At 65.8% G+C, this 23,710-nt stretch carries 23 protein-coding genes; 16 read left to right on the top strand and 7 right to left on the bottom strand.

The window, feature by feature from the left end:
• The first annotated feature begins 110 nt into the window (after positions 1 to 110).
• From infC to pheT, 5 genes are all read left to right on the top strand, one after another.
• Positions 111 to 632, top strand: a complete 522-nt coding sequence (infC, locus tag JAO75_RS13060) for a translation initiation factor IF-3 (RefSeq protein ID WP_246742485.1) — start codon at positions 111 to 113, stop codon at positions 630 to 632.
• Between the two features lie 200 nt (positions 633 to 832).
• Positions 833 to 1,033 carry a 50S ribosomal protein L35 gene (gene rpmI, locus JAO75_RS13055; protein ID WP_091138934.1) on the top strand — a complete coding sequence of 67 codons (201 nt, stop codon included), beginning with the start codon at positions 833 to 835 and terminating at the stop codon, positions 1,031 to 1,033.
• Between the two features lie 42 nt (positions 1,034 to 1,075).
• Positions 1,076 to 1,444, top strand: a complete 369-nt coding sequence (gene rplT, locus JAO75_RS13050; RefSeq protein WP_190843054.1) for a 50S ribosomal protein L20 — start codon at positions 1,076 to 1,078, stop codon at positions 1,442 to 1,444.
• 193 nt (positions 1,445 to 1,637) lie between these two features.
• Entirely contained in the window at positions 1,638 to 2,720 is a 1,083-nt protein-coding gene (gene pheS / locus JAO75_RS13045) for a phenylalanine--tRNA ligase subunit alpha (protein WP_199049580.1), read from the top strand.
• Positions 2,721 to 2,840: 120 nt separating this feature from the next.
• Positions 2,841 to 5,264 (top strand): phenylalanine--tRNA ligase subunit beta, encoded by a 2,424-nt coding sequence (pheT, locus tag JAO75_RS13040; RefSeq protein ID WP_199049579.1) that lies wholly within the window; start codon positions 2,841 to 2,843, stop codon positions 5,262 to 5,264.
• 195 nt (positions 5,265 to 5,459) lie between these two features.
• Here the strand turns inward: pheT and JAO75_RS13035 are convergent, their stop codons facing one another.
• A complete protein-coding gene (locus JAO75_RS13035) occupies positions 5,460 to 6,239 on the bottom strand; it encodes a HesA/MoeB/ThiF family protein (RefSeq protein WP_199049578.1) in 780 nt (259 codons plus the stop codon).
• Positions 6,240 to 6,392: 153 nt separating this feature from the next.
• On the opposite strand from JAO75_RS13035, the gene JAO75_RS13030 reads away from it, so the two are divergent.
• The 11 genes from JAO75_RS13030 (at position 6,393) to JAO75_RS12980 (ending at position 16,229) form a co-directional block, all read left to right on the top strand.
• Entirely contained in the window at positions 6,393 to 7,397 is a 1,005-nt protein-coding gene (locus tag JAO75_RS13030) for a BMP family lipoprotein (RefSeq protein ID WP_199049577.1), read from the top strand.
• Positions 7,398 to 7,526: 129 nt separating this feature from the next.
• Complete coding sequence (locus JAO75_RS13025) at positions 7,527 to 9,050, top strand: ABC transporter ATP-binding protein (protein ID WP_199049576.1); 1,524 nt, start codon at positions 7,527 to 7,529, stop codon at positions 9,048 to 9,050.
• On the top strand, positions 9,050 to 9,484 hold the full coding sequence (locus JAO75_RS13020; RefSeq protein WP_199049575.1) for a VOC family protein: 435 nt from the start codon (positions 9,050 to 9,052) through the stop codon (positions 9,482 to 9,484). Before JAO75_RS13025 ends, JAO75_RS13020 begins: the two co-directional genes overlap by 1 nt.
• Positions 9,481 to 10,584, top strand: coding sequence for an ABC transporter permease subunit (locus JAO75_RS13015; protein ID WP_199049574.1), 1,104 nt, complete (start codon positions 9,481 to 9,483; stop codon positions 10,582 to 10,584). Before JAO75_RS13020 ends, JAO75_RS13015 begins: the two co-directional genes overlap by 4 nt.
• A gap of 4 nt (positions 10,585 to 10,588) precedes the next feature.
• A complete protein-coding gene (locus tag JAO75_RS13010) occupies positions 10,589 to 11,494 on the top strand; it encodes an ABC transporter permease (protein WP_199049573.1) in 906 nt (301 codons plus the stop codon).
• A 2-nt stretch (positions 11,495 to 11,496) separates the two neighbouring features.
• On the top strand, positions 11,497 to 11,901 hold the full coding sequence (locus JAO75_RS13005; RefSeq protein ID WP_199049572.1) for a cytidine deaminase: 405 nt from the start codon (positions 11,497 to 11,499) through the stop codon (positions 11,899 to 11,901).
• A gap of 45 nt (positions 11,902 to 11,946) precedes the next feature.
• Positions 11,947 to 12,768 carry a purine-nucleoside phosphorylase gene (locus tag JAO75_RS13000; protein WP_281433517.1) on the top strand — a complete coding sequence of 274 codons (822 nt, stop codon included), beginning with the start codon at positions 11,947 to 11,949 and terminating at the stop codon, positions 12,766 to 12,768.
• Complete coding sequence (deoC, locus tag JAO75_RS12995; protein ID WP_199049571.1) at positions 12,761 to 13,522, top strand: deoxyribose-phosphate aldolase; 762 nt, start codon at positions 12,761 to 12,763, stop codon at positions 13,520 to 13,522. The genes JAO75_RS13000 and deoC overlap by 8 nt, the downstream gene beginning before the upstream one ends.
• 1 nt (position 13,523) lies before the next feature.
• Entirely contained in the window at positions 13,524 to 14,846 is a 1,323-nt protein-coding gene (deoA, locus tag JAO75_RS12990) for a thymidine phosphorylase (protein WP_199049570.1), read from the top strand.
• Positions 14,843 to 15,784, top strand: coding sequence for a 2-hydroxyacid dehydrogenase (locus tag JAO75_RS12985; protein WP_199049569.1), 942 nt, complete (start codon positions 14,843 to 14,845; stop codon positions 15,782 to 15,784). The genes deoA and JAO75_RS12985 overlap by 4 nt, the downstream gene beginning before the upstream one ends.
• 28 nt (positions 15,785 to 15,812) lie before the next feature.
• A complete protein-coding gene (locus JAO75_RS12980) occupies positions 15,813 to 16,229 on the top strand; it encodes a GFA family protein (protein ID WP_199049568.1) in 417 nt (138 codons plus the stop codon).
• An 18-nt stretch (positions 16,230 to 16,247) separates the two neighbouring features.
• Here the strand turns inward: JAO75_RS12980 and JAO75_RS12975 are convergent, their stop codons facing one another.
• From JAO75_RS12975 to JAO75_RS12950, 6 genes are all read right to left on the bottom strand, one after another.
• Positions 16,248 to 17,096, bottom strand: a complete 849-nt coding sequence (locus tag JAO75_RS12975) for a C40 family peptidase (protein WP_199049567.1) — start codon at positions 17,094 to 17,096, stop codon at positions 16,248 to 16,250.
• 235 nt (positions 17,097 to 17,331) lie between these two features.
• Positions 17,332 to 18,714, bottom strand: coding sequence for a leucyl aminopeptidase family protein (locus JAO75_RS12970; RefSeq protein ID WP_199049566.1), 1,383 nt, complete (start codon positions 18,712 to 18,714; stop codon positions 17,332 to 17,334).
• 65 nt (positions 18,715 to 18,779) lie between these two features.
• Positions 18,780 to 19,682, bottom strand: a complete 903-nt coding sequence (locus tag JAO75_RS12965) for a 2-dehydro-3-deoxygalactonokinase (protein ID WP_199049565.1) — start codon at positions 19,680 to 19,682, stop codon at positions 18,780 to 18,782.
• Between the two features lie 48 nt (positions 19,683 to 19,730).
• Entirely contained in the window at positions 19,731 to 20,360 is a 630-nt protein-coding gene (gene upp / locus JAO75_RS12960) for a uracil phosphoribosyltransferase (RefSeq protein ID WP_199049671.1), read from the bottom strand.
• A gap of 36 nt (positions 20,361 to 20,396) precedes the next feature.
• Entirely contained in the window at positions 20,397 to 21,650 is a 1,254-nt protein-coding gene (locus JAO75_RS12955; protein WP_199049564.1) for a DUF1688 family protein, read from the bottom strand.
• A 141-nt stretch (positions 21,651 to 21,791) separates the two neighbouring features.
• Complete coding sequence (locus tag JAO75_RS12950) at positions 21,792 to 23,054, bottom strand: GTP cyclohydrolase II (RefSeq protein ID WP_199049563.1); 1,263 nt, start codon at positions 23,052 to 23,054, stop codon at positions 21,792 to 21,794.
• Between the last annotated feature and the right edge of the window lie 656 nt (positions 23,055 to 23,710).

Genomic DNA, 23,710 nt, shown 5'->3' with positions numbered 1-23,710 from the left:
AATCATTCGTGGCAAGGCTGAGCATGCACAGCAGGGATCCCCCGGGATCTCCAATCCTCAGCTTAAGCCCTCAACAGGAGATACGAGCCATTCGCAGACCAATGAGAGCCATGCCGGTGCCGCAAAAGGACGGACCGCGCGCCAACCGAGACATTCGCGGTGTCCGCGAAGTGCAGCTGATCGACGATGCAGGGCAGAACCGGGGCGTGGTTCCCTTCTTCGATGCCCTGAAGGTTGCTGAAGACGCGGGCCTCGATCTCGTGGAGATCTCGCCGAACGCAACCCCCCCCGTCTGCAAGATCCTCGATTACGGCAAATTCCGCTTTCTGGAGCAGAAGAAGGCCGCTGAGGCGCGCAAGAAGCAGAAGACGGTCGAGGTCAAGGAAATCAAGCTGCGTCCCGGCATCGATGACCACGATTACGAGGTCAAGATGAAGGCCATGAAGGGCTTCTTCGAGGAAGGCAACAAGGTGAAGATCACCCTGCGCTTCCGCGGTCGCGAAATGGCCCACCAGTCCCTGGGCCTGAAGGTCCTGGACCGGGTCAAGGCCGATGTGGGCGATATCGCCAAGGTCGAGATGGAGCCGAACTTCGAGGGCCGTCAGGTCGTCATGGTCCTGGCGCCGCGCTAAAGCGCTCCTTGAACAGAGAAATTCATGGCCGTCGGGGCACCGGCGGCCATTGCTTTTTGGGCGGCCTTCTGTCATAAGGCCGCCTTCATCGAACCGCCCGGCCGTTAGGGCTGCCGTGGCGGTTTGTTTTGCTCAATGCAGCAATGAAAAGGCCGAGGGGCGGTTCTACCGCTCCCGAGGCCTGTCCAAAGGAGAGCCAAATGCCCAAGCTGAAGACGAAGTCTGGCGCGAAAAAGCGCTTCAAGATCACTGGCACCGGCAAGGTCGTTTACGCCCAGGCCGGCAAGCGCCACGGGATGATCAAGCGGACCAACAAGCAGATCCGCAACCTGCGCGGCACCACGACCATGTTCGAGGGTGATGCGTACAACGTGAAGAAGTACTTCCTGCCCAACGGCTGAGGCGTTTCTTCCCACATCCCGGATTTTGAAGGAGTTTTTTAAATGGCCCGCGTCAAACGTGGCGTAACATCTCACGCCAAGCACAAGAAGGTTTTCAAGGCAGCCAAGGGCTTCTACGGCCGCCGCAAGAATACGATCCGCATTGCCAAGCAGGCGGTCGAGAAGAGCATGCAGTATGCGACGCGCGACCGTCGCAACAAGAAGCGCACCTTCCGCGCTCTGTGGATCCAGCGCCTCAATGCCGCTGTCCGCATGCATGACATGACCTATTCCCGATTTATCGACGGTCTCGGCAAGGCTGGGATCGAGGTCGATCGCAAGGTCCTGTCCGAGCTGGCCATCCACGAGCCGGCGGCTTTCGCCGCCTACGTGGAGCGCGCCAAGGCCGCCCTGCCGCAGCAGGCCGCCTAAAAGCCGGATAGACTAGCTTTCGGTGCGGCTGGCTCGTTCAGCCGCACCGCCTTCTCCCCCTTCTCCGAGACCACCCGCGCTGACGGCCCCGCGCTGTCGGTTGCCATTTCGCGGCTCGGACGACTTGACGGTTCCCGCGCCGCGCCTCACTCAGGGCGCCTCTCATGTGGCGCTTGCATCTGGCCAGGGACCGATGACCGATCTCAACCAACTCGAACGTGACCTGCTCACCCAGGTCGAGGCCGCCGGCGACGAAGCGGCCCTGGAAACCGTGCGCGTGTCCGCGCTCGGCAAGAAGGGCTCCGTCTCCGAATTGCTGAAGACCCTCGGGGCCATGACGCCCGAGGAACGGAAAGAACGTGGCCCGCTCATCAACGGCCTGCGCGACACCGTGCAGGGCGCCATCGCAGCCAAGAAGGAGACGCTGGCCGGAGCAGCGCTCGAAGCCCGGCTTGCCGCCGAGCGCATCGACGTGACGCTGCAGGCGCCCGAGGCTCCCGAATCCCGCGGCCGCATCCACCCGATCAGCCAGGTGATCGAGGAGCTGACGGCGATCTTCGCCGACATGGGCTTCTCCGTGGCCGAGGGGCCGGATATCGAGACCGACTATCTCAACTTCACGGCGCTGAACTTCCCCGAGGGCCATCCGGCCCGCGAGATGCACGACACCTTCTTCCTTGCCCCCGATGAGAAGGGCGAGCGCAAGGTGCTGCGCACGCACACCTCGCCGGTCCAGATCCGCACCATGACCTCCAAGGCACCGCCGATCCGGGTGATCATCCCGGGCCGGACCTACCGGCACGACTCCGACCAGACCCACACGCCGATGTTCCACCAGGTGGAAGGCCTCGTCATCGACAAGCAGGCCAACATCGCGCACATGAAGTGGATCCTGGAGGAGTTCTGCAAGGCCTTCTTCGAGGTCGATCAGGTGAAGATGCGGTTCCGCCCGTCCTTCTTCCCCTTCACGGAGCCGTCCGCCGAGGTCGACATCCAGTGCTCGCGCAAGGGCGGCGAGATCCGCTTCGGCGAGGGCACCGACTGGCTCGAGATCCTGGGCTGCGGCATGGTCCATCCGAACGTGCTGCGCAATTGCGGGCTCGACCCGGACGAGTACCAGGGCTTCGCCTGGGGCATGGGGATCGACCGCATCGCCATGCTCAAATACGGCATGCCGGACCTGCGCCCCTTCTTCGAGGCCGATGTGCGCTGGCTGAACCATTACGGCTTCCGCCCGCTCGACATCCCGAGCCTCGTCAGCGGCCTCACGTCTTGAGCGTCATCCCGGCCGAAGCATCGCGAAGAGCCGGGATCGCAAGACGAGAAGGCACCCCATTCTGATCACGATCCCGGATCTGGCCCCGCCAGTCCGGGATGACACTCAAGGAACAGTGTCATGAAATTCACTCTCTCCTGGCTCAAGGATCACCTCGAGACCTCGGCCTCCTTCGACGAGATCGTCGAGACGCTCACCCGCATCGGCCTCGAGGTCGAGGGTGTGGAGGACAAGGCGAAGGCGCTGGCGCCATACAAGGTCGCCTATGTGGTCTCCGCCGTGCAGCACCCCAATGCCGACCGCCTGCGCGTGTGCATGGTCGATACGGGCGAGGGGGACCCGATCCAGGTCGTCTGCGGCGCGCCCAACGCCCGCACCGGCATGAAGAGCGTGTTCGCGCCGCCCGGCACCTACATTCCGGGCAAGAACATTACGCTGGGCGTCGGCACCATCCGCGGCGTCGAGAGCAAGGGCATGCTGTGCTCGGGCTCCGAGCTTGAGATCTCCGACGATCACGACGGCATTATCGACCTGCCCGAGGATGCGCCGGTGGGGCAGCCCTACGCGGCCTATGCCGGGCTCGACGATCCGGTGATCGAGATCAACCTGACGCCGAACCGCCCGGATTGCACGTCGATCCACGGCATCGCCCGCGATCTCGCGGCCGCCGGCCTCGGCACCCTCAAGAATGACACTGTTACGCCCGTCCAGGGCAAGGGCGCCTGCCCGGTCTCCGTGACGCTCGATTTCTCGGGCGAGGACGCGAAGCTCTGCCCGGCCTTCGCGCTGCGCCTCGTGCGCGGCGTGAAGAACGGCCCGTCGCCGGACTGGATGCAGCGCCGCCTGCTCGCCATCGGCCTTCGCCCGATCAACGCCCTGGTGGACATCACCAACTACTTCACCTTCGATCGCGGCCGTCCGCTGCACGTCTTCGACCTCAAGAAGGTGAAGGGCAATCTCACCATTCGCCGGGCAAAGGAGGGCGAGGAGGTGCTGGCCCTCGACGGGCGCACCTACAAGCTCGATTCCGGCAACGTGGTGATCGCCGACGAGAGCGGCGTGGAATCCATCGCCGGCATCATGGGCGGCGAGCATTCCGGATCGGACGAGACCACCACCGACGTGCTGATCGAATCCGCCCTGTGGGATCCGCTGAACATCGCGCAGTCGGGCCGCAAGCTCGGCATCATCACCGATGCGCGCTACCGCTTCGAGCGTGGCGTCGATCCGGCCTTCACCGTGCCGGGGCTCGATCTCGCCACGCAGTTGGTCATCGACCTGTGCGGCGGTGAGCCGACCGAGGCCGTGATTGCCGGCAAGGTGCCGGAGGCGACGCGCGTGATCGAGTTCCCCTGGAGCGAGGTGCCGCGCCTGTCGGGTCTCGACGTGCAGCCTTCCGAGTCCGAGCAGATCCTGAAGAAGCTCGGCTTCCAGGTGCAGGGCTCGGGCGAGCGCGTCAGCGTCACGGCTCCGTCCTGGCGCCCGGACATCGAGGGCAAGGCCGATCTCGTCGAGGAAGTCATCCGCATCGCCGGCGTCGACCGCATCGAGCCCAAGCCCTTGCCCCGCCTCGAAGACGTGGTTGCCAAGCCTATCCTGACCCTGATCCAGAAGCGCACGCGGCTAGCCCGCCGGTCGCTCGCGGTGCGCGGTCTGGTGGAGGCCGTCACCTGGTCCTTCATCGCCAAGAGCGAGGCGGAGCTGTTCGGCGGCGGCGATGAGCGGCTGGCGCTCGCCAATCCCATCGCGGCCGAGCTCTCCGACATGCGCCCATCCCTGCTGCCCGGCCTCCTGAAGGCGGCGCAGCGCAACGCGGATCGCGGCCTCGGCGACGTGGCTCTGTTCGAGGTCGGCCAGACCTTCGCGTCGGACGAGCCTGAGGGCCAGTCGATCAAGGCAGCGGCCGTGCGCCGTGGCACGGCACGGGCCGAAGGCGTGGGCCGTCACTGGGACGGCGGCGCGCAGAGCGTCGACGCCTTCGACGCCAAGGCCGACGTGCTGGCGCTGCTGGCGGCGCTCGGCATCCCCTCGGGCGGTCTCCAGATCGTGGCCGGCGGGCCGGCCTGGTTCCATCCCGGTCGTTCGGGCACCCTGCAGTTCGGGCCCAAGAACGTGGTCGGCGCTTTCGGCGAGGTTCACCCGAAGGTGCTGAAAGCCCTCGACCTGAAGGGTCCGCTGGTGGCCTTCGAGCTCAATCTCGACGCGCTGCCGCCGCCCAAGGCGAAGCCGACCAAGATGAAGCCGAAGCTGAATCTGCCCGACTTCCAGCCGCTCACCCGCGACTTCGCCTTCGTGGTCGGCCGCGACGTGGCGGCCGGCGACATCGTGAAGGCGGCGCAAGGAGCGGAGCGCCAGCTCATCGTGGGCGTCGACGTGTTCGACATCTACGAGGGCACCGGCATCGACCCGGACAAGAAGTCCGTGGCCATCGCTGTTACGCTCCAGCCCACGGAGAAGACGCTCACCGACGTGGAGATCGAGGCGGTGTCCGCCAAGATCGTCGGCGAGGTGTCGAAGAAGACCGGCGCGGTGCTGCGCTCGTAGAACGCGTGACCCTCCCCCCATCCAGATCGGGTGTTCCCGATCTGGACATTCCTTGTGCCCAAGTCGGAAATTTCCGACTTGGGTGCGGGGGAGGGTGGCGAACGGAGTGAGCCGGGAGAGGGGGCGTCGGTGATAGGCACGCCCCCCTCTCCTGACCTGCTTTGCAGGTCACCCTCTCCCGCAGAGGGGAGAGGGTTAAGGCGCGCCTGTGCCGCTCAACGGGTTCCCCTCGTCCCATCCGTAGCGGAATGTGTCGAACCGCATGGAGCGGGCATCGACCATGAGCAGCCGCCCGACGAGGCTCTCGCCGAAGCCCACGATTTCCCGGATCACCTCCATGGCCATCAGGCTGCCCATGACGCCGGCGAGCGCCCCCAGGACGCCGGCCTCGGCGCAGGCCGGGATCGCGCCGAGCGGGGGCGGGGAGGGGAAGAGGCAGCGATAGGTGGGGTTCGGACGGCCGTCCGGGCCGGTCTCGTGCGCCCGGATCGTGGTGAGCGAGGCGTCGAACTGCCCCAAGGCAGCCGTCACCAGAGGCTTCTTCTCGAAGAAGCAGGCATCCGACACCGCATAGCGGGTGTCGAAATTATCCGAGCCGTCGGCCACGATGTCGTAGCGGCCGACCAGCTCCCGGACATTCCCTGGCGTCAGGCGCGTGGCATGGGCCTCCACCGCCACATGCGGGTTGAGCCGCCGGACCGCCTCCGCCGCGCTCTCCACCTTGGGACGGCCGAGATCCGGGGTTCCGTGGATCACCTGCCGCTGCAGGTTGGAGAGGCTCACCGCGTCGTCGTCCACGATCCCGAGGGTGCCGATCCCGGCTGCGGCGAGGTACTGGATCAGCGGCGCGCCCAGGCCGCCGGCGCCGATCACGAGAACGCGAGCGGCTTTCAGCTTCTGCTGCCCCGGCCCGCCGACGTCTCTCAGAACGAGGTGGCGGGCATAGCGGTCGATTTCGTCAGGGCTCAAGGACATCCTGTGACCTTACGGGAACGGAGCAGGCTATCAACCTTTCCGTGAAGGAAATAACATGCCGCCTTGACAGAGGCCTTGGCGTTGTGACCCTTGCCGTGCCATCGTCATGGGGCAACCGGCCGATAAGCCGGCGTCTAACAGGGAACAAAGCCGATGACAGTAACCAAGTTCGGCCTCGCGCTCGCGGGCCTCGCCTTTTCCGCTTCCTTTGCCTTCGCTCAGGCTCCGGCCTTCAAGCCCGCGATCGTCTACGATCTCGGCGGCAAGTTCGACAAGTCCTTCAACGAGGGCGTCCACACCGGCGCCGAGAAGTACAAGAAGGACACCGGCACCGATTACCGCGATTTCGAGCCGCAGAACGACGCGCAGCGTGAGCAGGCCCTGCGCCGCTTCGCCCGCGACGGCTTCTCGCCGATCCTGGCCGTGGGCTTCTCCCAGGAGACCGCGCTGAAGAAGGTCGCCGAGGAGTTCCCGAAGACCCAGTTCGCCATCATCGACGCCGTGGTCGAGAAGCCGAACGTGCAGTCCGTCGTGTTCAAGGAGCATGAGGGCTCGTTCCTGGTCGGCCTCCTGGCCGCCATGGCCTCCAAGACCGACAAGGTCGGCTTCGTGGGCGGCATGGACATCCCGCTCATCCGCAAGTTCGCCTGCGGCTACGTGCAGGGCGCCAAGCACGCCGATCCGAAGACCGAAGTGTTCCAGAACATGACCGGCACCACGGGTGCGGCCTGGAACGATCCGGTGAAGGGCGGCGAGCTCGCCAAGGGCCAGATCGATCGCGGCGCCGACGTGATCTACCATGCGGCCGGCGGCACCGGCGTGGGCGTGCTGCGCGCGGCCGCCGACGCGGGCAAGCTCGGCATCGGTGTCGACTCGAACCAGAACGGCATGCACCCGGGCAAGGTGCTGACCTCCATGGTCAAGCGCGTGGATGTCGCCACCTACAACGCCTTCGACCAGGCCAAGAAGGGCACCTTCAAGCCGGGCGTGTCCGTGCTCGGCCTCAAGGAGGACGGCGTGGCCTGGGCGCTCGACGAGCACAACAAGCCGCTCATCACCCCCGAGATGAAGGCCGCCGCCGACAAGGCCGCCGCCGACATCAAGTCCGGCGCCATCAAGGTCCACGACTACATGTCGGACTCCAAGTGCCCGGTGTAATCTGACGCATCGCTCCGGCCGCAGGCTCCTCGAGAGAGGGCCTGCGGCCGTTTCCTTTTTGGGGTCGGCGGATTTTCCGATAAGATCCCGCCCGATTTTTCCGTTGCCGGACAACCCACCTTGAGGCCGATGTCCCCCGCCATTGAACTCATTGCCATCAACAAGAGCTTCGGTGCCGTTCACGCCAACAAGGACGTGAACCTCTCCGTCGCGCGCGGCACGATCCACGGCATCGTCGGCGAGAACGGCGCAGGCAAGTCGACGCTCATGTCGATCCTGTACGGCTTCTACGAGGCGGATTCCGGCGAGGTCCGGGTCAACGGCAAGCCCATTGCCATCCGCTCTCCCGACGACGCCATCCAGGCCGGCATCGGCATGGTGCACCAGCACTTCATGCTGGTGGAGCCCCTGAGCGTGGTCGAGAACGTGATGCTCGGCGCCGAAGGCGGCGCCATGCTGCGGGCCGGCGAGGCCAAGGTGCGTGCGGAGCTGGCCCGGCTCGCCCAGGATTACGGCCTCGAGATCGACGTGGACGCCACCGTGGGTGACCTCTCCGTGGGCCTGCAGCAGCGTGTTGAAATTCTGAAGGCGCTCTATCGCGGCGCGGATATCCTCATTCTCGACGAGCCCACCGCCGTGCTCACGCCGCCGGAGGCCGATGCGCTGTTCGGCCTGCTGCGCTCCCTGAAGGAGCAGGGCAAGACCGTCATCCTCATCACCCACAAGCTGCGCGAGATCATGGCCATCACGGATCGCGTCTCGGTCATGCGCCGCGGCGAGATGGTGGCGACCGTCGAGACCGCCGAAACCTCGCCGCCGGAACTCGCCGAGCTGATGGTGGGCCGGCGCGTGCTCCTGCGCGTCGAGAAGGCGGAGAAGACGCCCGGCGCGCCGCTGCTGGAGGTCGAGAACCTCTCCGTCGTCGATCCGCGCGGCGTGCTGCGCGTGGCCAACGCCTCCTTCACCGTCCGGGCGGGCGAAATCGTCGGCATCGCCGGTGTCGCGGGCAACGGCCAGAGCGAGCTGCTCGAGGCCATCGCCGGCATGCGCCAGCCCGTGCTGGGCTCGATCAGGCTTGAAGGCCAGGCGATCCGTTCCAGGGGGCACAATCCGCACCGCATGCGCCAGCTCGGCCTGCTCCATGTGCCGGAAGACCGGCTGCGCATGGGGCTCGTGCCGGCTTTCCCGGCTTTCGAGAGCGCCATCCTCGGCTTCAGCCACGAGCCGCATCTCGGCCGCGGCCCCATCCTCGATCACGACCGCCTCATTGCGGATCTGGCGCAGAAGATGGAGCAGTACGACGTGCGCCCGCCGGCGCCGCGGCTGACATCGTCGAAATTCTCCGGCGGCAACCAGCAGAAGATCGTGCTCGCCCGCGAGATCGAGCGCAACCCGAAGGTGCTGCTCGTCGGTCAGCCGACCCGCGGCGTCGATATCGGGGCCATCGAGTTCATCCACAGCCGCCTGATCGCCCTGCGCGACGCGGGCGTCGCCATCCTGCTCGTCTCGGTGGAGCTGGACGAGATCATGAACCTGTCCGACCGCATCCTCACCATGTGCGGCGGCAAGATCACGGGCGAGCGCAAGGCTTCCCAGACCAACGAGCAGGAGCTCGGCCTGCTCATGGCCGGCGTCGTGGACGAGGCCGCCTGATGCAGCCGCGACTGACCCTCGTCACCCTCGGCGTTGCCGACCTTGCGAAGTCCCGCGCCTTCTACGAAGCCTGGGGCTGGAAGGCGTCCTCCGCCAGCCAGCCCAGCGTCGCCTTCTATCAGGCGAACGGTCTGGCGCTCGCCCTCTTCGGGCGCGCCGATCTCGCCAAGGATGCCGGCGTCGAGGACAGGCCCACCGGCTTTGCCGCCATCACGCTGGCCTACAACGCTCACTCCAGGGAGGAGGCCGACGCAGTCTTCGCCCTGGCCGTGAAGGCCGGCGCACGCCCGGTCAAGCCGCTGCAGGATGTGTTCTGGGGCGGCTATTCGGGCTATTTCGCCGATCCCGACGGGCACCTCTGGGAGGTGGCCTGGAACCCGTCCTTCCCTCTCGACGAACAGGGCCACCTGTTCCTGCCGGATTCTCAGACGTGAGTGCTCCCCTCGACCTGCCCAGATGGGCCGATACGGTTCTCGTGCCCGCCATCTCCGTGACGGCGGCTTTCCTCGTTGCCGGCCTCGTCGTGCTCGCCATCGGCGAAAACCCGCTGACGGCCACCCGCTGGCTGCTCCAGGGCAGCCTCGGCACCGGGGAGGGACTCGGCTTCACCCTGTTCTACATGACCGACTTCATCTTCGTCGGCCTCGCCGTGGCGGTCGCCTTCCATGCGGGGCTGTTCAACATCGGCGGCGAGGGACAGGCGACGCTCGCGGGCCTCGGCATCGCGCTGGTGCTGAACAACTTCACCTTCCTGCCGGGCTTCCTGCTCATCCCGCTCGGCATCCTGGGCGCTGCGGCCTTCGGGGCCATGTGGGCCGCCATTCCGGGCTATCTGCAGGCCAAGCGCGGCAGCCACATCGTCATCACGACGATCATGTTCAACTGGCTCGCCAGCGTGCTGATCGTCTACCTGCTCGTGAACGTGCTGCGCGAGCCGCAATCCATGAACCCGGAGACGCGGGCCTTTCCCGAGCAGTCGTACATCCCGTTCATGCACGACGTGTTCGCCGCCTTCGGCGTCGAGATCCCGAACTCGCAGCTCAACCTCACGCTGGTGCTGGCGCTGGCTGCGGCCTATTTCGTCTGGCTACTCATCTACCGCTCGCGCCTCGGCTTTGCGATCCGTGTCGTCGGCTCGAACCCGAGCGCCGCGGTCTATGCCGGCATCTCGCCGGCGCGCATCATCATCATCGCCATGGTGCTGTCCGGGGCGCTCGCCGGCGGCCTCGCGGTCAACGAGCTGATGGGCTACCAGCATCGCCTGCTGCTGGAGTTCACCTCCGGCTACGGCTTCGTCGGCATCGCGGTGGCGCTCATGGGGCGCGCGCATCCGGTGGGCATCATCCTGGCTTCGCTGCTGTTCGGCATTCTCTATCAGGGCGGCGCGGAGCTCGCCTTCGAGCAGCCGGCCATCACCCGCGACATGGTGGTGGTGATCGGCGGCATCATCATCCTGTTTGCGGGCGCGCTCGACGGATTGTTCCGGCGCCTGGTGGCGCATCTCTTCACGCGCCAGAAGCTGGCGAGGGCATAAGATCATGGATCTCGGTCTTCTCGTCACGATCTTCGACTCGGCCCTCCGGCTCTCGATCCCGCTTCTCGCCGCCTGTCTCGCCGGCCTCTGGTCCGAGCGCTCCGGCGTGGTGGATATCGGCCTCGAGGGCAAGATGCTGGTGGCGGCTTTCGCGAGCGCGGCCGGTGCCTATGCGCTCGGCTCCGCCTGGGCCGGTCTGCTGATCGGCATCGCGGCCTCCGTGGCCATCGGGCTCGTTCACGGCTTCGCGTCCATCAGCCAGCGCGGCAACCAGATCGTCTCCGGCGTCGCCATCAACATGCTGGCTGCGGGCCTCACGGCGATCATCGGCAATGCCTGGTATAGCCAGGGCGGGCGCACGCCGCCGCTCGAAGGCGATCAGCGTTTCGGCAGCGTTCTCTTCGGCCATTCGGCGCTTGTCTACATCGTCCTGCTCGCCGTGCCGGTCACATGGTTCGTGCTCGGCCGCACCCGCTTCGGCCTGCGCCTGCGCGCTGTCGGCGAGAACCCGGCTGCGGTCGATACCGCGGGCATCTCCGTGACGGGGCTGCGCTACACCGCCGTCGTCATCGCGGGCGTTCTGTGCGGGTTTGCGGGCGCCTATCTGTCGGTCGGGCAGGCAGCGGGCTTCCTGCCCAACATGACAGCAGGCCGCGGGTTCATCGCGCTCGCCGCCCTCATCTTCGCCAAGTGGCGTGCATGGCCGGCGCTCGGCGCCTGCTTCCTGTTCGGCCTGCTCGATGCCAGCGCCAACCAGCTGCAAGGGCTGTCGCTGCCGGGCATCGGCGAGGTGCCGGTGCAGGCCATCCAGGCGCTGCCCTATCTCATGACGGTCATCCTGCTCGCCGGCGTCATCGGCAGGGCCATTCCGCCCCGTGCGGCCGGCATTCCTTATGTGAAGGAGCGCTGAGCATGGTATCGTTGGACACGCTGTTCGAGGCGGCCAGGGCGATCCAGGCCAAGGCCTATGCGCCCTATTCCCGGTTCAAGGTCGGTGCGGCGATCGCCACGCCGGACGGCCGGATCTTCACCGGCTGCAACGTGGAGAACGCCGCCTACCCGGTGGGCTCCTGCGCGGAGGCCGGCGCCGTCTCGGCGATGATCGCCGCCGGCGGCAACCGCATCGCGCAGATCGTCGTGATGGGGGAGGGCGATGTTCTGTGCACGCCCTGCGGCGGATGCCGCCAGCGCATCCGCGAATTCGCCGCGCCCGACACGCCCGTTCACGTTGCCGGACCCGAGGGCATCCGCAGGAGCTTCACGCTCGACGAGCTGCTGCCGTTCTCCTTCGGCCCCGACAATTTGACGGATCGGTAAAGCGTTTTGCTTTGATAAGAGGAAGGCCTGCCCGGCAGGCCTGAGATGACGATGCAGCAGATGATTCAGGAAGCGGCCGCCTTCGTGCGCAGCCGCGGCTTCGACGGCCATTTCGATGCAGCCTTCGTGCTCGGCACGGGCCTCGGCACTCTGGTGGACGAGGTCAGCGACGCGGTGAGCCTGCCTTACGCGGAGATCCCGCATTTCCCGAGAAGCGGCGTCTCCGGGCATGCGGGCAAGCTCGTGGCCGGCACCCTCGAGGGCAAGCGCGTTTTGCTCTTCCAAGGCCGCGCGCACTACTACGAGACGGGTGATGCGGGCGCGATGCGCGTGCCCGTGGCCTTCGTGAAGGAACTCGGCATCCCGGTTCTCGTCGCCACCAACGCGGCGGGTTCAGTGCGGGCCGACATCCGCCCCGGCAGCCTTGTGGCGATCAGCGATCACCTCAACCTGTCGGGCGCCAATCCGCTGCTGCGCGATCACACGGAAGGCCGCTTCGTGTCGCTCACGGGCGCCTATGACGAGGGCCTGCGACGGACGCTGCAGCGTGCTGCGCAGAAGACCGGGATCGAACTGCCGGAAGGCGTCTATGCCTGGCTGTCGGGGCCGAGCTTCGAGACGCCGGCGGAGATCAAGATGGTGCAGATCCTCGGCGGCGATCTCGTCGGCATGTCGACCGTGCCGGAGGTGATCCTCGCCCGCTATTACGGCTTGAAGGTCGCGGCCATTTCCGTGGTCACCAACCTGGCGGCCGGCATCGAGGGCGCATCGCCCTCGCACCAGGAGACCAAGGACACGGCGGCGGAAGCCTCCGAGAAGTTCAAGCGTCTCGTTCGGTCCTTCATTGCGGAGCTGCCCCATGTCTGATGCGGCTATTGCCGTGCGCGCCCTGCGCAGCCTCGATCTCACGGACCTGACGGATACCTGCACCGACCAGGCCATCGACGCGCTGTGCCAGAAGGCGCTCGATCCGCGCGGGCCGGTGGCGGCCGTGTGCGTGTGGCCGCAATTCGTCAAGCGCGCACAGGCCAATCTCAAAGGTTCTTCCGTGCGCATCGCCACGGTGGTGAATTTCCCCGCCGGCGGCGAGGATGTGAGCCGCGTCACCGACGACACGCAGGAGGCGCTCTCCGACGGCGCCAACGAGATCGATCTCGTGCTGCCCTACGAGGCCGTGCGCCGTGGCGATCTCGCAGCCGCGCGTGAGATGGTGGAGGCCGTGCGCGAACGCATCAATGGCGATCTTTTGCTGAAGGTCATTCTCGAAACGGGCGAGCTGAGGGATCCGAAGCTCATCGAAACCGCAAGCCGCATCGCCATCGAGGCCGGTGCCGACTTCATCAAGACATCCACGGGCAAGACGCCGGTTTCCGCCACGCCGGAAGCGGCCGAGATCATGCTCAACGCCATCAAGGCTTCGGGGCGTTCCGTCGGCCTCAAGCCCTCCGGCGGCATCCGCACCCTGGCCGATGCGAAGATCTATCTCGATCTCACTGAGCGCATCATGGGAGAGGGCTGGGCTACGCCCCAGACATTCCGCATCGGCGCGAGCAGCGTCTACGACACCTTGATCGCCGCCATCGAAGGACGGGCCGGCGCGGCCGCTACCGGAGCCTACTAGCATGAGCCTTCTTCCGCAGGAAATCATCCGCCGCAAGCGCGACGGCGGCACGCTCGAGGCGGAGCACATCGAGCAGTTCATCGAGGGAATGACCGCAGGCCGTGTGACTGAGGGCCAGGCGGCGTCCTTCGCCATGGCGATCTTCTTTCGCGGCCTCTCCGTGCCGGAGCGCGTGGCGCTCACCCGCGCCATGATGAATTCGGGCACGGTGCTGACCTGGGACCTGCCCGGCCCGGTGCTCGACAAGCATTCCACCGGCGGCGTCGGCGACACGGTGAGCCTTGCGCTCGGACCGGCGGTCGCCGCCTGCGGCGGCTACGTGCCGATGATCTCCGGGCGCGGCCTCGGCCACACGGGCGGCACGCTGGACAAGTTCGATTCCATTCCGGGCTATGTCACGCAACCCGATCTCGACACGTTCCGCCGTGTCACGCGCGACGTGGGCTGCGCCATCATCGGCCAGACGGCCGATCTCGCGCCGGCCGACAAGCGCCTCTATGCCATCCGCGACGTGACGGCGACGGTGGAATCCATCGACCTCATCACCGCCTCCATCCTGTCGAAGAAGCTGTCTGCCGGCCTCCAGGGCCTCGTGATGGACGTGAAGTTCGGCTCCGGCGCCTTCATGGACAATGCGGACGATGCGAGAAAGCTCGCCCAGAGCCTCGTGCTCGTCGCCAACGGCGCAGGTCTGCCCACGAGCGCGCTGCTGACCGACATGAACGAACCGCTCGCATCGGCTGCCGGCAACGCGGTCGAGATGGCTTATGCGGTCGATTACCTGACCGGCCGTCGCCGTGAGAAGCGCTTCCACGAGGTGACGGTGGAACTCTCCGCCGAGATGCTCGTGCTCGGCAAGCTCGCTGCCGATATCGATGAGGCGCGTGCGAAGATCGAGCATGCGATTGCATCGGGCAAGGCCGCCGAGGTCTTCCAGCGCATGGTGTCCGCCCTCGGCGGCCCCGCCGACTTCCTCGACAATCACGAGAAGCATCTGCAGGCAGCGCCCATCGTTCGTTCCATTCACCCGGAGGGCTCCGGCATCGTGCAGAGCATCGCCACGCGCGACGTCGGTGTGGCCGTGGTGGCACTCGGCGGGGGGCGTACGCGTCCGCAGGATCCCATCGATCATGCGGTCGGGCTCACAGAGCTCGCTGCCGTCGGCGAGAGAGTCGATGCCTCGCGTCCGCTCGCGATCGTGCATGCCCGCAGCGAAGACGCGGCCGAAGCGGCGGCGCGCGCTGTGCGTGCTGCTTATCGCATTGGTGATGCACAAGCCGCTTCAGGCCCGAGCATTCTCGAGCGCATAGGAGCCACGGCATGAGCCTTCTCGTTGCCGTCACCTGGCAGACGCAGCCCTGGGTCGAGCGCTTCAAGCGGTACCTGCCGGATCGCGACATTGTCGTGCTCGGCGAGGAATTCGATAGGGACGCAATCCGCTACGTGGCGACCTGGGGGCCAAAGCCTGGAAGCCTCTCGGGCCTGCCGAACCTCGAGGCGATCTTCTCGCTCGGCGCCGGCGTCGATCACCTGATGAGCTATCCCGACCTGCCGGACGTGCCCATCGTGCGCGTGGCGCAGGACGATCTCACCCACCGCATGAGCGAGTACATGGTGCTGCACTGCCTCATGTACCTGCGCGATCAGCGCCGCTTCGACGAGGACCAGAAAGCGAAGCGCTGGAAGCCGGATCGCGCCCCGCCGATTGCAGGCGATGTGCGCGTCGGCATCATGGGCTTCGGCGTGCTGGGGCAGGACTCCGCCCGCAAGCTGAAGATGATGGGCTTCGATGTGGCCGGCTGGAGCCGCACGGCAAAGGATGTGGAAGGCTTCCAGGTCTATGCGGGCGAGGAGGGGCTGGTGCCGTTCCTGAACCGCACGGATATCCTGATTGCCCTCATGCCGCTCACGCCCGATACGCAGGGCATCCTCGACCGCTCCCTGTTCGAGAAGCTCGCCCGCGACGGCAGGCTCGGCGGGCCGATCCTGATCAATGCGGGGCGCGGCAAGCTGCAGGTGGAGGCCGACATCCTCTCCTGCCTCGAAGACGGAACCTTGCGGGCCGCAACCCTCGACGTATTCGAGACGGAGCCGCTGCCGGAGGAATCGCCGCTCTGGACGCATCCGCGCGTCACGGTCACGCCGCACAACTCGGCGACGAGCGAGCCCGAGGCGACGGCGCGCTACATCGCCGAGCAGATCCGCCGCCATGAGGCGGGCGAGCCGTTCGACGCCGTGGTGGATCGGGTGCGGGGATATTGAGACGCGATCTTGTGAGAAGGATCTGTCGATGCTGAAAGGCTCATGCGCCTGCGGGCAAATCCGCTACGAGATCAAAGGTCAGCTCTCAGGTCCCATCACGTATTGCCATTGCTGGCGGTGCCGTAAGCATTCAGGATCAAGCTTCGGGACAACCGCAGGCCTGGATGCCGCCGCGCTTACTTTCACCGCCGGTGAGGATTTGCTGCGCAGTTGGCAATCGAGTCCAGGTGTTCAGCGCTTCTTCGCCGGCTGCTGCGGTTCGCCCATCTACAAGCGCGATGAGGCGGATCCGAATGTGCTCGGGTTTCGGCTCGGCACACTCGACTCTGATCCATGCATGAAAGCCGGCATGCATTATCATGTCGGCTCCAAGGCCCCCTGGGTGGAGATTACGGACGCGCTGCCCCAGGAGCCCGAAGGCATACCTTTCGGTCAGCGCGATTAATGGCGTGCACCTGTCCGCTTACAGCCGCTTGATCGCGCTGATCGGGCCGTAGCTCCTCAGACGGATGCGCTCTTCGGCCACCGCGAGCGGTTCGATCATCACGGTCATGCTGTAGCCGGTGGCGTGGATGAGGTTCGCTTCGTCCATCATCAGGCCCACGTGACCGTCCCAGAACACGAGGTCTCCGCGTTGCAGGCCGCTCAGGTCCGGCTTCACCTCGACAGGCGTGCCGAGATCGCGCTCCTGCATGTCGCTGTCGCGAGGAGCCTTGATGCCGGCTGCCGTCAGCACGCTCTGGACCAATCCCGAGCAATCGAGACCGAGGCTCGTCTTGCCGCCCCAGAGGTAAGGGGTGTGCAGGAACCGTTCGGCCATCCCGACATAATCCGCCTGATACGCATCAAGGTCGCTCAAGTGCGCCGCGAAGACCCAGCCTCCCGTGGCAAGTTGCGCGTACTCTCCCTGAGTTTCCGTAACAGTGACCCTGGAGTTCAAGGTCAGGTAATCTTGATAGGGCAGCTTCAGGTTGGGACCCGGATAGATGAAGGTACGGATTGCGCTGACCTTGTGGGTCGGCTCCGGCCCAACTTGGCCGAGGGCCGCGCTCGGCACATAGCCCACATAGCCGTCATCGTGCAGTTGCACCCAGGCATAGCCCTCGTGCTCGTCATAGACGGTCACGCTCTCGCCGAAGATCGCCTGCGTATCCATGCGCGCCTCTTGCGAGGGGTGGCGATGCAGGGGGCAGAAGGAAGCTATGGTGCGCTTGACCGTACCCGACGTGAAGCGCTCGGCCTCGACCTGCCCACGCAGGCGCTCATCAGCCAGATCGGCGCGGACGGGGGTAATACGGCGTTCAAAGCTCATCGAGTCGGCTCCTTGGCGCGAGCAATGATCGAGTTTCCTAGCATCTCCACAGCCAAAGCGCCAGCTACTGTATAACTCTCGATAGCGTCACATATGCTTGAATGGCCCCTGCAACACGACACATGGGCGATCCTGCCGAGGTTCGGGGCCGGGGTGATGCCGGATCCACCGTTCGTTCGGAACCGCATAGTTGAAGGTTCGAACGACCAGTGCAAGCAGGGCCTGTTGCCATGCTTTAGGAAGCGTAACGTTCCCTTAGGAGAGCATACATCAGGCGCGCTGCCTGCACTTCGCCGCCCTCAGGCCGTCCGGGCCGGGTGGAGTTGTTCCAGGCGAAGATATCGAAATGCACATGCGCCTTCGCGGCTTCCACGAAGCGGCGCAGGAACAGGGCCGCGGTGATCGAGCCGCCCATGGGTCCGCCGGTGTTGTTCATGTCGGCGAACTTGGAATCGAGCTGGGCTTGGTAGGGATACCAGAGCGGCAGGCGCCAGACGGGATCGTTCACGGCGCTGCCGTGGCGGGCGATGTCGGCGGCGAGCGTGTCGTCGTCGGTGTAGAAGGGCGGCAGCTCGGGGCCGAGGGCTACCCGGGCGGCGCCCGTGAGGGTTGCGAAATCGACGATGAGATCGGGGCTCTCCTCGTCGGCGAGCGCGAGGGCATCGGCCAGGATGAGGCGCCCTTCCGCATCCGTGTTGCCGATCTCCACCGAGATGCCCTTGCGGCTCGGCAGGATGTCGCCGGGGCGGAAGGCATTGCTCGAAATCGCGTTCTCGACAGCGGGGATCAGCACGCGCAGGCGCACGGGGAGCTTGGCGCCCATAATCATGTCGGCCAGCGCCAGCGTGGCTGCCGCGCCGCCCATGTCCTTGCGCATCAGCAGCATGGAGGAGGCGGGCTTGATGTCGAGGCCGCCGGTGTCGAAGGCGACGCCCTTACCCACGAGGGTAATTCGCGGAGCGCTCGCGTCGCCCCAGGTGAAGTCGATGAGGCGCGGCGGGGTGATCGACGCGCGGCCGACCGCATGAATCATCGGAAAGTTCCGCTCCAGCAGGTCGTCGCCGACGATGCTGGTGAAGGCAGCGCCATGGCGCTCCGCCAGCTGGCGCGCCGCCGCCTCAATGCCGTCGGGGCCGAGATCGCTGGTGGGCGTGTTGACGAGATCGCGGCTTGCCACCACGGCATCGGCAATGCGCGCCGCATCCTCCGCATCCACGCCGTTCGGCACCACCAGGCGAACGGCCTTCTCGCCGCGCTTGCGGTAGCGGTTGAAGCTGTAGGCGCCGAGCAGCCAGGCAAGCGTGGCGAGCGTCGGGTTCGGGGCTTCGGTCTCGAAACGGTAGATGTCTTCTGGCAGCAGGGTCGGGAGCTTGCCAGGGAGGAACGGATCGTTGCTCTTTGCATCGGAGCCGCCGAGACCGAACGCGACGCCCAGGAGATTGCCGTCCGCATCCGGCAGCAGGCAGTGGCTCCCGGCCTTGCCCGCAAACCCCTGCGCCTTCGCAAAGCCCTGCGCCAACTGCGGAAGCTGCCCCGCAATGTCCGGCCATGTCTGCTCGGTCACGAGCCAGATGGGCTTCGAGGATTCATTCGCGGAGGCGAGGAGGGGGTGAGGCATGAGGCTTGACCTTAGCGTTCAAGGACGAGTGTTCGGGTGAGTCTTAAGGGCGAATGGAGTGTATGTCAGCCCAGCGCATGCTGGCGCACAATCCGCGCGAGACCCGCGATCAGGGCCTGCTGCGTATCCTTGATCTCGGCCTTGATGCCGTGGCGCTTGAGCGCGTGGACGTAGAGTTCCGCACGCTCCGGCGCGGCGAGAATCGTCACGGAGTCCGGGCGGCCGAACTGGGCCAGCGCCCCGTTGATCTCGTCGCCGGTGAGCAGGCCCGACAGGTAGGGCGCGAGCAGGCTGCTGTGCATGCGGTTGGACACCACCGATGCGCGGGCGCTGAAGAGAAGGTGCAGCAGGCCGACGCGGGCCTCGCCGGCATTGCGCTCGGCGGCCTCGAGGCCGAGATCGAAGCCTTTGGGATCTTCCGGCTCGGTGGCCGGGCGGCCGATCATGGAATGCTCACGTAAGATGGCGTACATTTCGCCGGTCATGTAGGTGGCAAAGCGTTCGATGCGGCCGCCCCGCATCAGAATCCATTTGGGATGCGTGCCGGCCGAGCAGATCAGCCCGTCTTCGATGCCTGCGCCCAGAACCAGCGTTTCCTCGCCGCGCATCACGTCGGCGGCGCCGGGAGCCGGCTCGCAGAACAGGCCCGGAATGATGTAGCCCTTGCGGCCTTCTCCCAAATCCACCGGCACGAGCGCCCGGGCGATCTCCGCAGGACCGGCGGGGCAGGTGGCGTAAGGCGCCTCGACCCAGCCCTCGCGGCTGCCAACCATGCCGACGAGCAGCACCGGCGCATCGGGCTCAGCCTGCAGCCAGCGCCCGCACTGGCGCAGGAACACGTCACGGTGCTGGCCCTTTTGCAAGGCCGAAACACCCTCGTCCGACGAGACCTGATCGAGAACTGTCTCGTTCTCGATCAGATAGCCGCGAAAACGGGTGGTTCCCCAGTCAGCGACGATGAAGCGCAAGGCCAATAATCCCCGTTGCGAGAGATGACGGGATAAGTCGCGCGGGCTCTAGCGCGTTCCGTACATACGGTCGCCGGCATCGCCCAGACCCGGCACGATATAGCCGTGGTCGTTTAGGCGCTCGTCGATGGCGGCCGTCCAGATATGCACGTCCGGATGGGCGCTGCGCAGCCGCTCGATGCCCTCGGGGGCGGCAAGAAGGCAGACGAAGCGCAGATCCTTGGCGCCGCGCTCCTTCAGGCGCTCGATGGCGGCCACGGCCGAGTTGGCGGTGGCGAGCATCGGGTCGAGCACCAGCACCATGCGGTCGGCGAGATCGGACGGCGCCTTGAAGTAGTATTCCACCGCCTGGAGCGATTCCGGATCGCGGTAGAGGCCGATATGCGCCACACGCGCGGCCGGCACGAGGGTGAGCATGCCGTCGAGAAAGCCCACGCCGGCGCGCAGGATCGGGGCGAGAACCAGCTTCTTGCCGGCGATCTGCGCGCCTTCCATGGTGGTCATCGGCGTCTCGATTTCGATGCGCTCCATAGGCAGGTCGCGGGTGACCTCGTAGCAGAGCAGCATGCCGATCTCGTTGAGGAGCTGGCGGAAGCCCTTCGTCGAACGCTGCTTGTCCCGCATCAGGGTCAGCTTGTGCTGAACCAGCGGATGATCGACCACCGTGACGCCCTGCATGTTTTTTCCCTCTTTGATCGTCGTATGCTGATTCATCTAAAACACCGTCCCGTCGCTGATCACGCTGAGAGGGGGCGAGCCGTCGCCGCGCTTCTCCTTCGCCAGCCGCCGCCCCGTCGCCCAGGTGCCGCCTTCGAGCGCCTTGGCCAGGGGGAAGTCTGCTGCTGCGAATCCCAGCTTCGCGCGGATCGGTTCGGCAATGCGGTCGAGAAGGGCCACCGTCAAGGCCCGCCATTCCACGACGAGCGGTGAATCCACCGCATGGGCGCGGCCTGCATCGGCCGCATCCTTCAGGGCGATCACGCCGGTGTCGAGAAACAGGCCGCCGTTGCGGTATTCCGGCAGGCCCGTGAGGCCGTCGATCTCGATCACGGAGAAGCCCGCCCATTCGAGCGGCTCGATGAGCGAATAGGAGAGCCACTGCGAGAGCTTGTGGAACGGGATGAGCCCGTTCGTGGCATCCGGCGTCTGGACGAGCGGATGGCGCCATGTGTCGCCGAGGTCGACACCGCCAAGCGTGATGCGGCCCGGCCAGATCGGGCCCAGATAGGTGAGCAGCGCCTCCAGGATCGCCGTCGCCTTGATGCGGTCGTCCGTGGCGGTTGCAGCGATGACGTCGAACAGGCCGCCGGGGCGTGGATCGTCGCCCTGGCCGAAAATGTCGGGGTTGGTCGCAACCGTGCGCCCGAGGCGGTTGAGCAGCGCGGCGCGACCCTCCAGCCCGACGAGCGGGTTGTCGCCCGAGACCTGGAAGCCTTCGGCCAGATCTTCGGGCGTCAGCGTCATCAGCACGTCCGCATCGACGCGGAACGGATCCTCGGGCCGGCTGGAAAAGGCGCCGCTCACGAACATGTCGAAGCTTGCCACCGCAAGCCCTTCGGAGCGGATATAAGTCTCCCCCGTGCGGCCCTCCTCGTAGCGCCATTGCGCGCCGGCGCCGGCATCGAGCAGCACCGACACGATGGCGAGGTCGAAGGCGGCGCGGCCCATCTCGGCCGCCGACTCCCATGCTGCGCCATGCATCACCGCGCCCCAGCGCTCATGCCCTCCGGCGGCGAAGTGGCGCCAGCGGGCATGGAAGGGAATGTCGAGGGAAGGATAGGCCTCGCGGATCGTCCTCACGACCTCGTCGGCGCAAGGCTCGAGCCGCTCGAGATCGACCGTGAAGTGCTGGAGGCGGCCTTCGAGACCCGCCTGCAGAAGCTGGTGCGAGCGGTCCCGCACCGCGGCGGCGGAGAGCAGGCTGCGGGCGGCTTTGGTGTCGGGCGACAGGTCAGGCTGGTCGGTCACTCAGGGCTCCGGCGTCTCGGTGGGGATGCGATAGCACAGTCTTCAGGCAACACATCAACCCTGGGCAGGGCGGTTCGGGATAAGGTTAAAAACGAAGCGGGCACCGGCGGCAAGCCGGCACCCGCGTCATGGCTCGTCGCGTCAGAACCGCTCCAGATCGCGGCCCTTCACCTGATCCAGTGCGGAGGCATCCGGCGCTCCCTCGGGGGTGTAGTAGCCGGCCGCCTTCTTCGCCTCGATCTCCACCTGCGCATCCGGCGGCACCAGATCGGCGGGAATCGGCACGCGCTCCACAACCTCGATGCCGGAGCCCGTGATGGCGTCGTATTTCATGTTCGACATGGACATGAGCCGGTCGATGCGGCGGATGCCGAGCCAGTGCAGCACGTCGGGCATGAGCTGCTGGAAGCGCGCATCCTGCACGCCCGCCACGCATTCCGTGCGCTCGAAATAGGTGGATGCCTGGTCGCCGCCCTCCTGCCGCTTGCGCGCATTGTAGACGAGGAATTTGGTGACCTCGCCGAGGGCGCGGCCCTCCTTGCGGTTATAGGCAATGACGCCGACGCCGCCTGTCTGCGCCTCGCGCACGCATTCCTCGATGCCATGCACGAGATAGGGCCGGCAGGTGCAGATGTCGGAGCCGAACACGTCGGAGCCGTTGCACTCGTCATGCACCCGGCAGGCGATGCGCGTCTTCGCATCGCTCAGGCGCGCCACGTCGCCCACCACATAGACCGTGATGTTGCCGATGGGCGGCAGGAACACGCTCATGTCGGGCCGCGTGACGAGCTCCGGGAACATGCCGCCGGTCTGCTCGAACAGGGTGCGCCGCAATTCGCCCTCCGAGCAGCCGAAGCGCTCGGCGATGCCGGGGAGATGCCAGACCGGATCGACCGCGATCTTGGTGACCGAGATGTCGCCGGATTCGTGCAGGAAGCCGCCATCGGCCTTGAGCCGCTTCGCCCCCATGGCAGCCAGGATCTCGGGCATGTTGAGGCGCGCTTTGGTGACGGCGATGCTGGGCCGGATGTCGACGCCGCTCGCGATATCGTCCTGGAAGACCTCTCCGACCATGTGACCCCAGGGGTCGAGGGACACGATCCTGCCCGGCTCGAACCATTGCGGATGCGGGCCGATCTCGGCAGTCGGATGCGTGTTGTGCAGGTCGGGCCGCGCCAGGGGGTTCATCGCCCGGGCCGAGATGGCGAGCGCCCGGTAGAGCGAATAGGAGCCGCCATGGGCGCCGATCACGTTGCGGTCGGCCGGGTTGGTCACGGTGCCGATGATCGGCCCGCGCTCCTTCGGGTCCTTGGACCCCCACTTGATCGGATGCTTGATGGTGCCGGCGTTCGGCTCGGGATGGGAGGTGAGCCGGATATGGGTCGAGCGGTTGGGCGAGCTCATGAACAATCTTCCACGCGAGAACGGGAAGACTCCCTCGACCGACCGCCGGAGAGCCTCCATACGATCTATGGAAGACTGATCTAAAGTTGCGGGGCCGTCAATGGCTTGGAGTGTTGCAAAGGGCTGTAGTAGATAATGAACGGATTTCGGCATTAATTATGTAGATTATTTACACAATTCTTTCTGCTTTGTTTTTGTTTGCTGAATCCAGCTCCGAATCTCGGGCGCCTTGGAGGGTTCGCCAGTCCCCGAGGCGGCTTCACAGAGCTTCTGTGTTCTTTCGGCATCATTGAAGTATTCAAGAGATACTTTCAACCATGAGCATAACGTATGATTATTTTTATTAGTGTTATAATTGACCTGTGCCCTCTGAAACATTTCATTCTTGGCTTTGGTTGCCTTTTGTGAGTCCATGCAACGTTTCTCAGCCAGAAGATCGGCCCTCGATTTCGCGTTGCAGGTATTGTTGGATGAATCGAGCGCTTCCAGACCGGCACTGACATCGGCTTTTAGCTTTGCAGCTAATTGCGGCTCGTAGGCTTGGCATATCTCCGCTGTTTTCTTGACTTGAGCTAGAGATGTTTGATCCCAGGGTTTGATGGTGCGATATTATCCTCAGGATGGAGGGACGCGCTATGGGCCAAGTTCTCCATGGG

Origin of the sequence: Microvirga splendida (assembly GCF_016427565.1) — a bacterium.
GTDB classification, from domain to species: domain Bacteria; phylum Pseudomonadota; class Alphaproteobacteria; order Rhizobiales; family Beijerinckiaceae; genus Microvirga; species Microvirga splendida.
The sequence above is the reverse complement of the archived record's forward strand: the minus strand, read 5'-3'. Positions and strand labels throughout refer to the sequence as shown.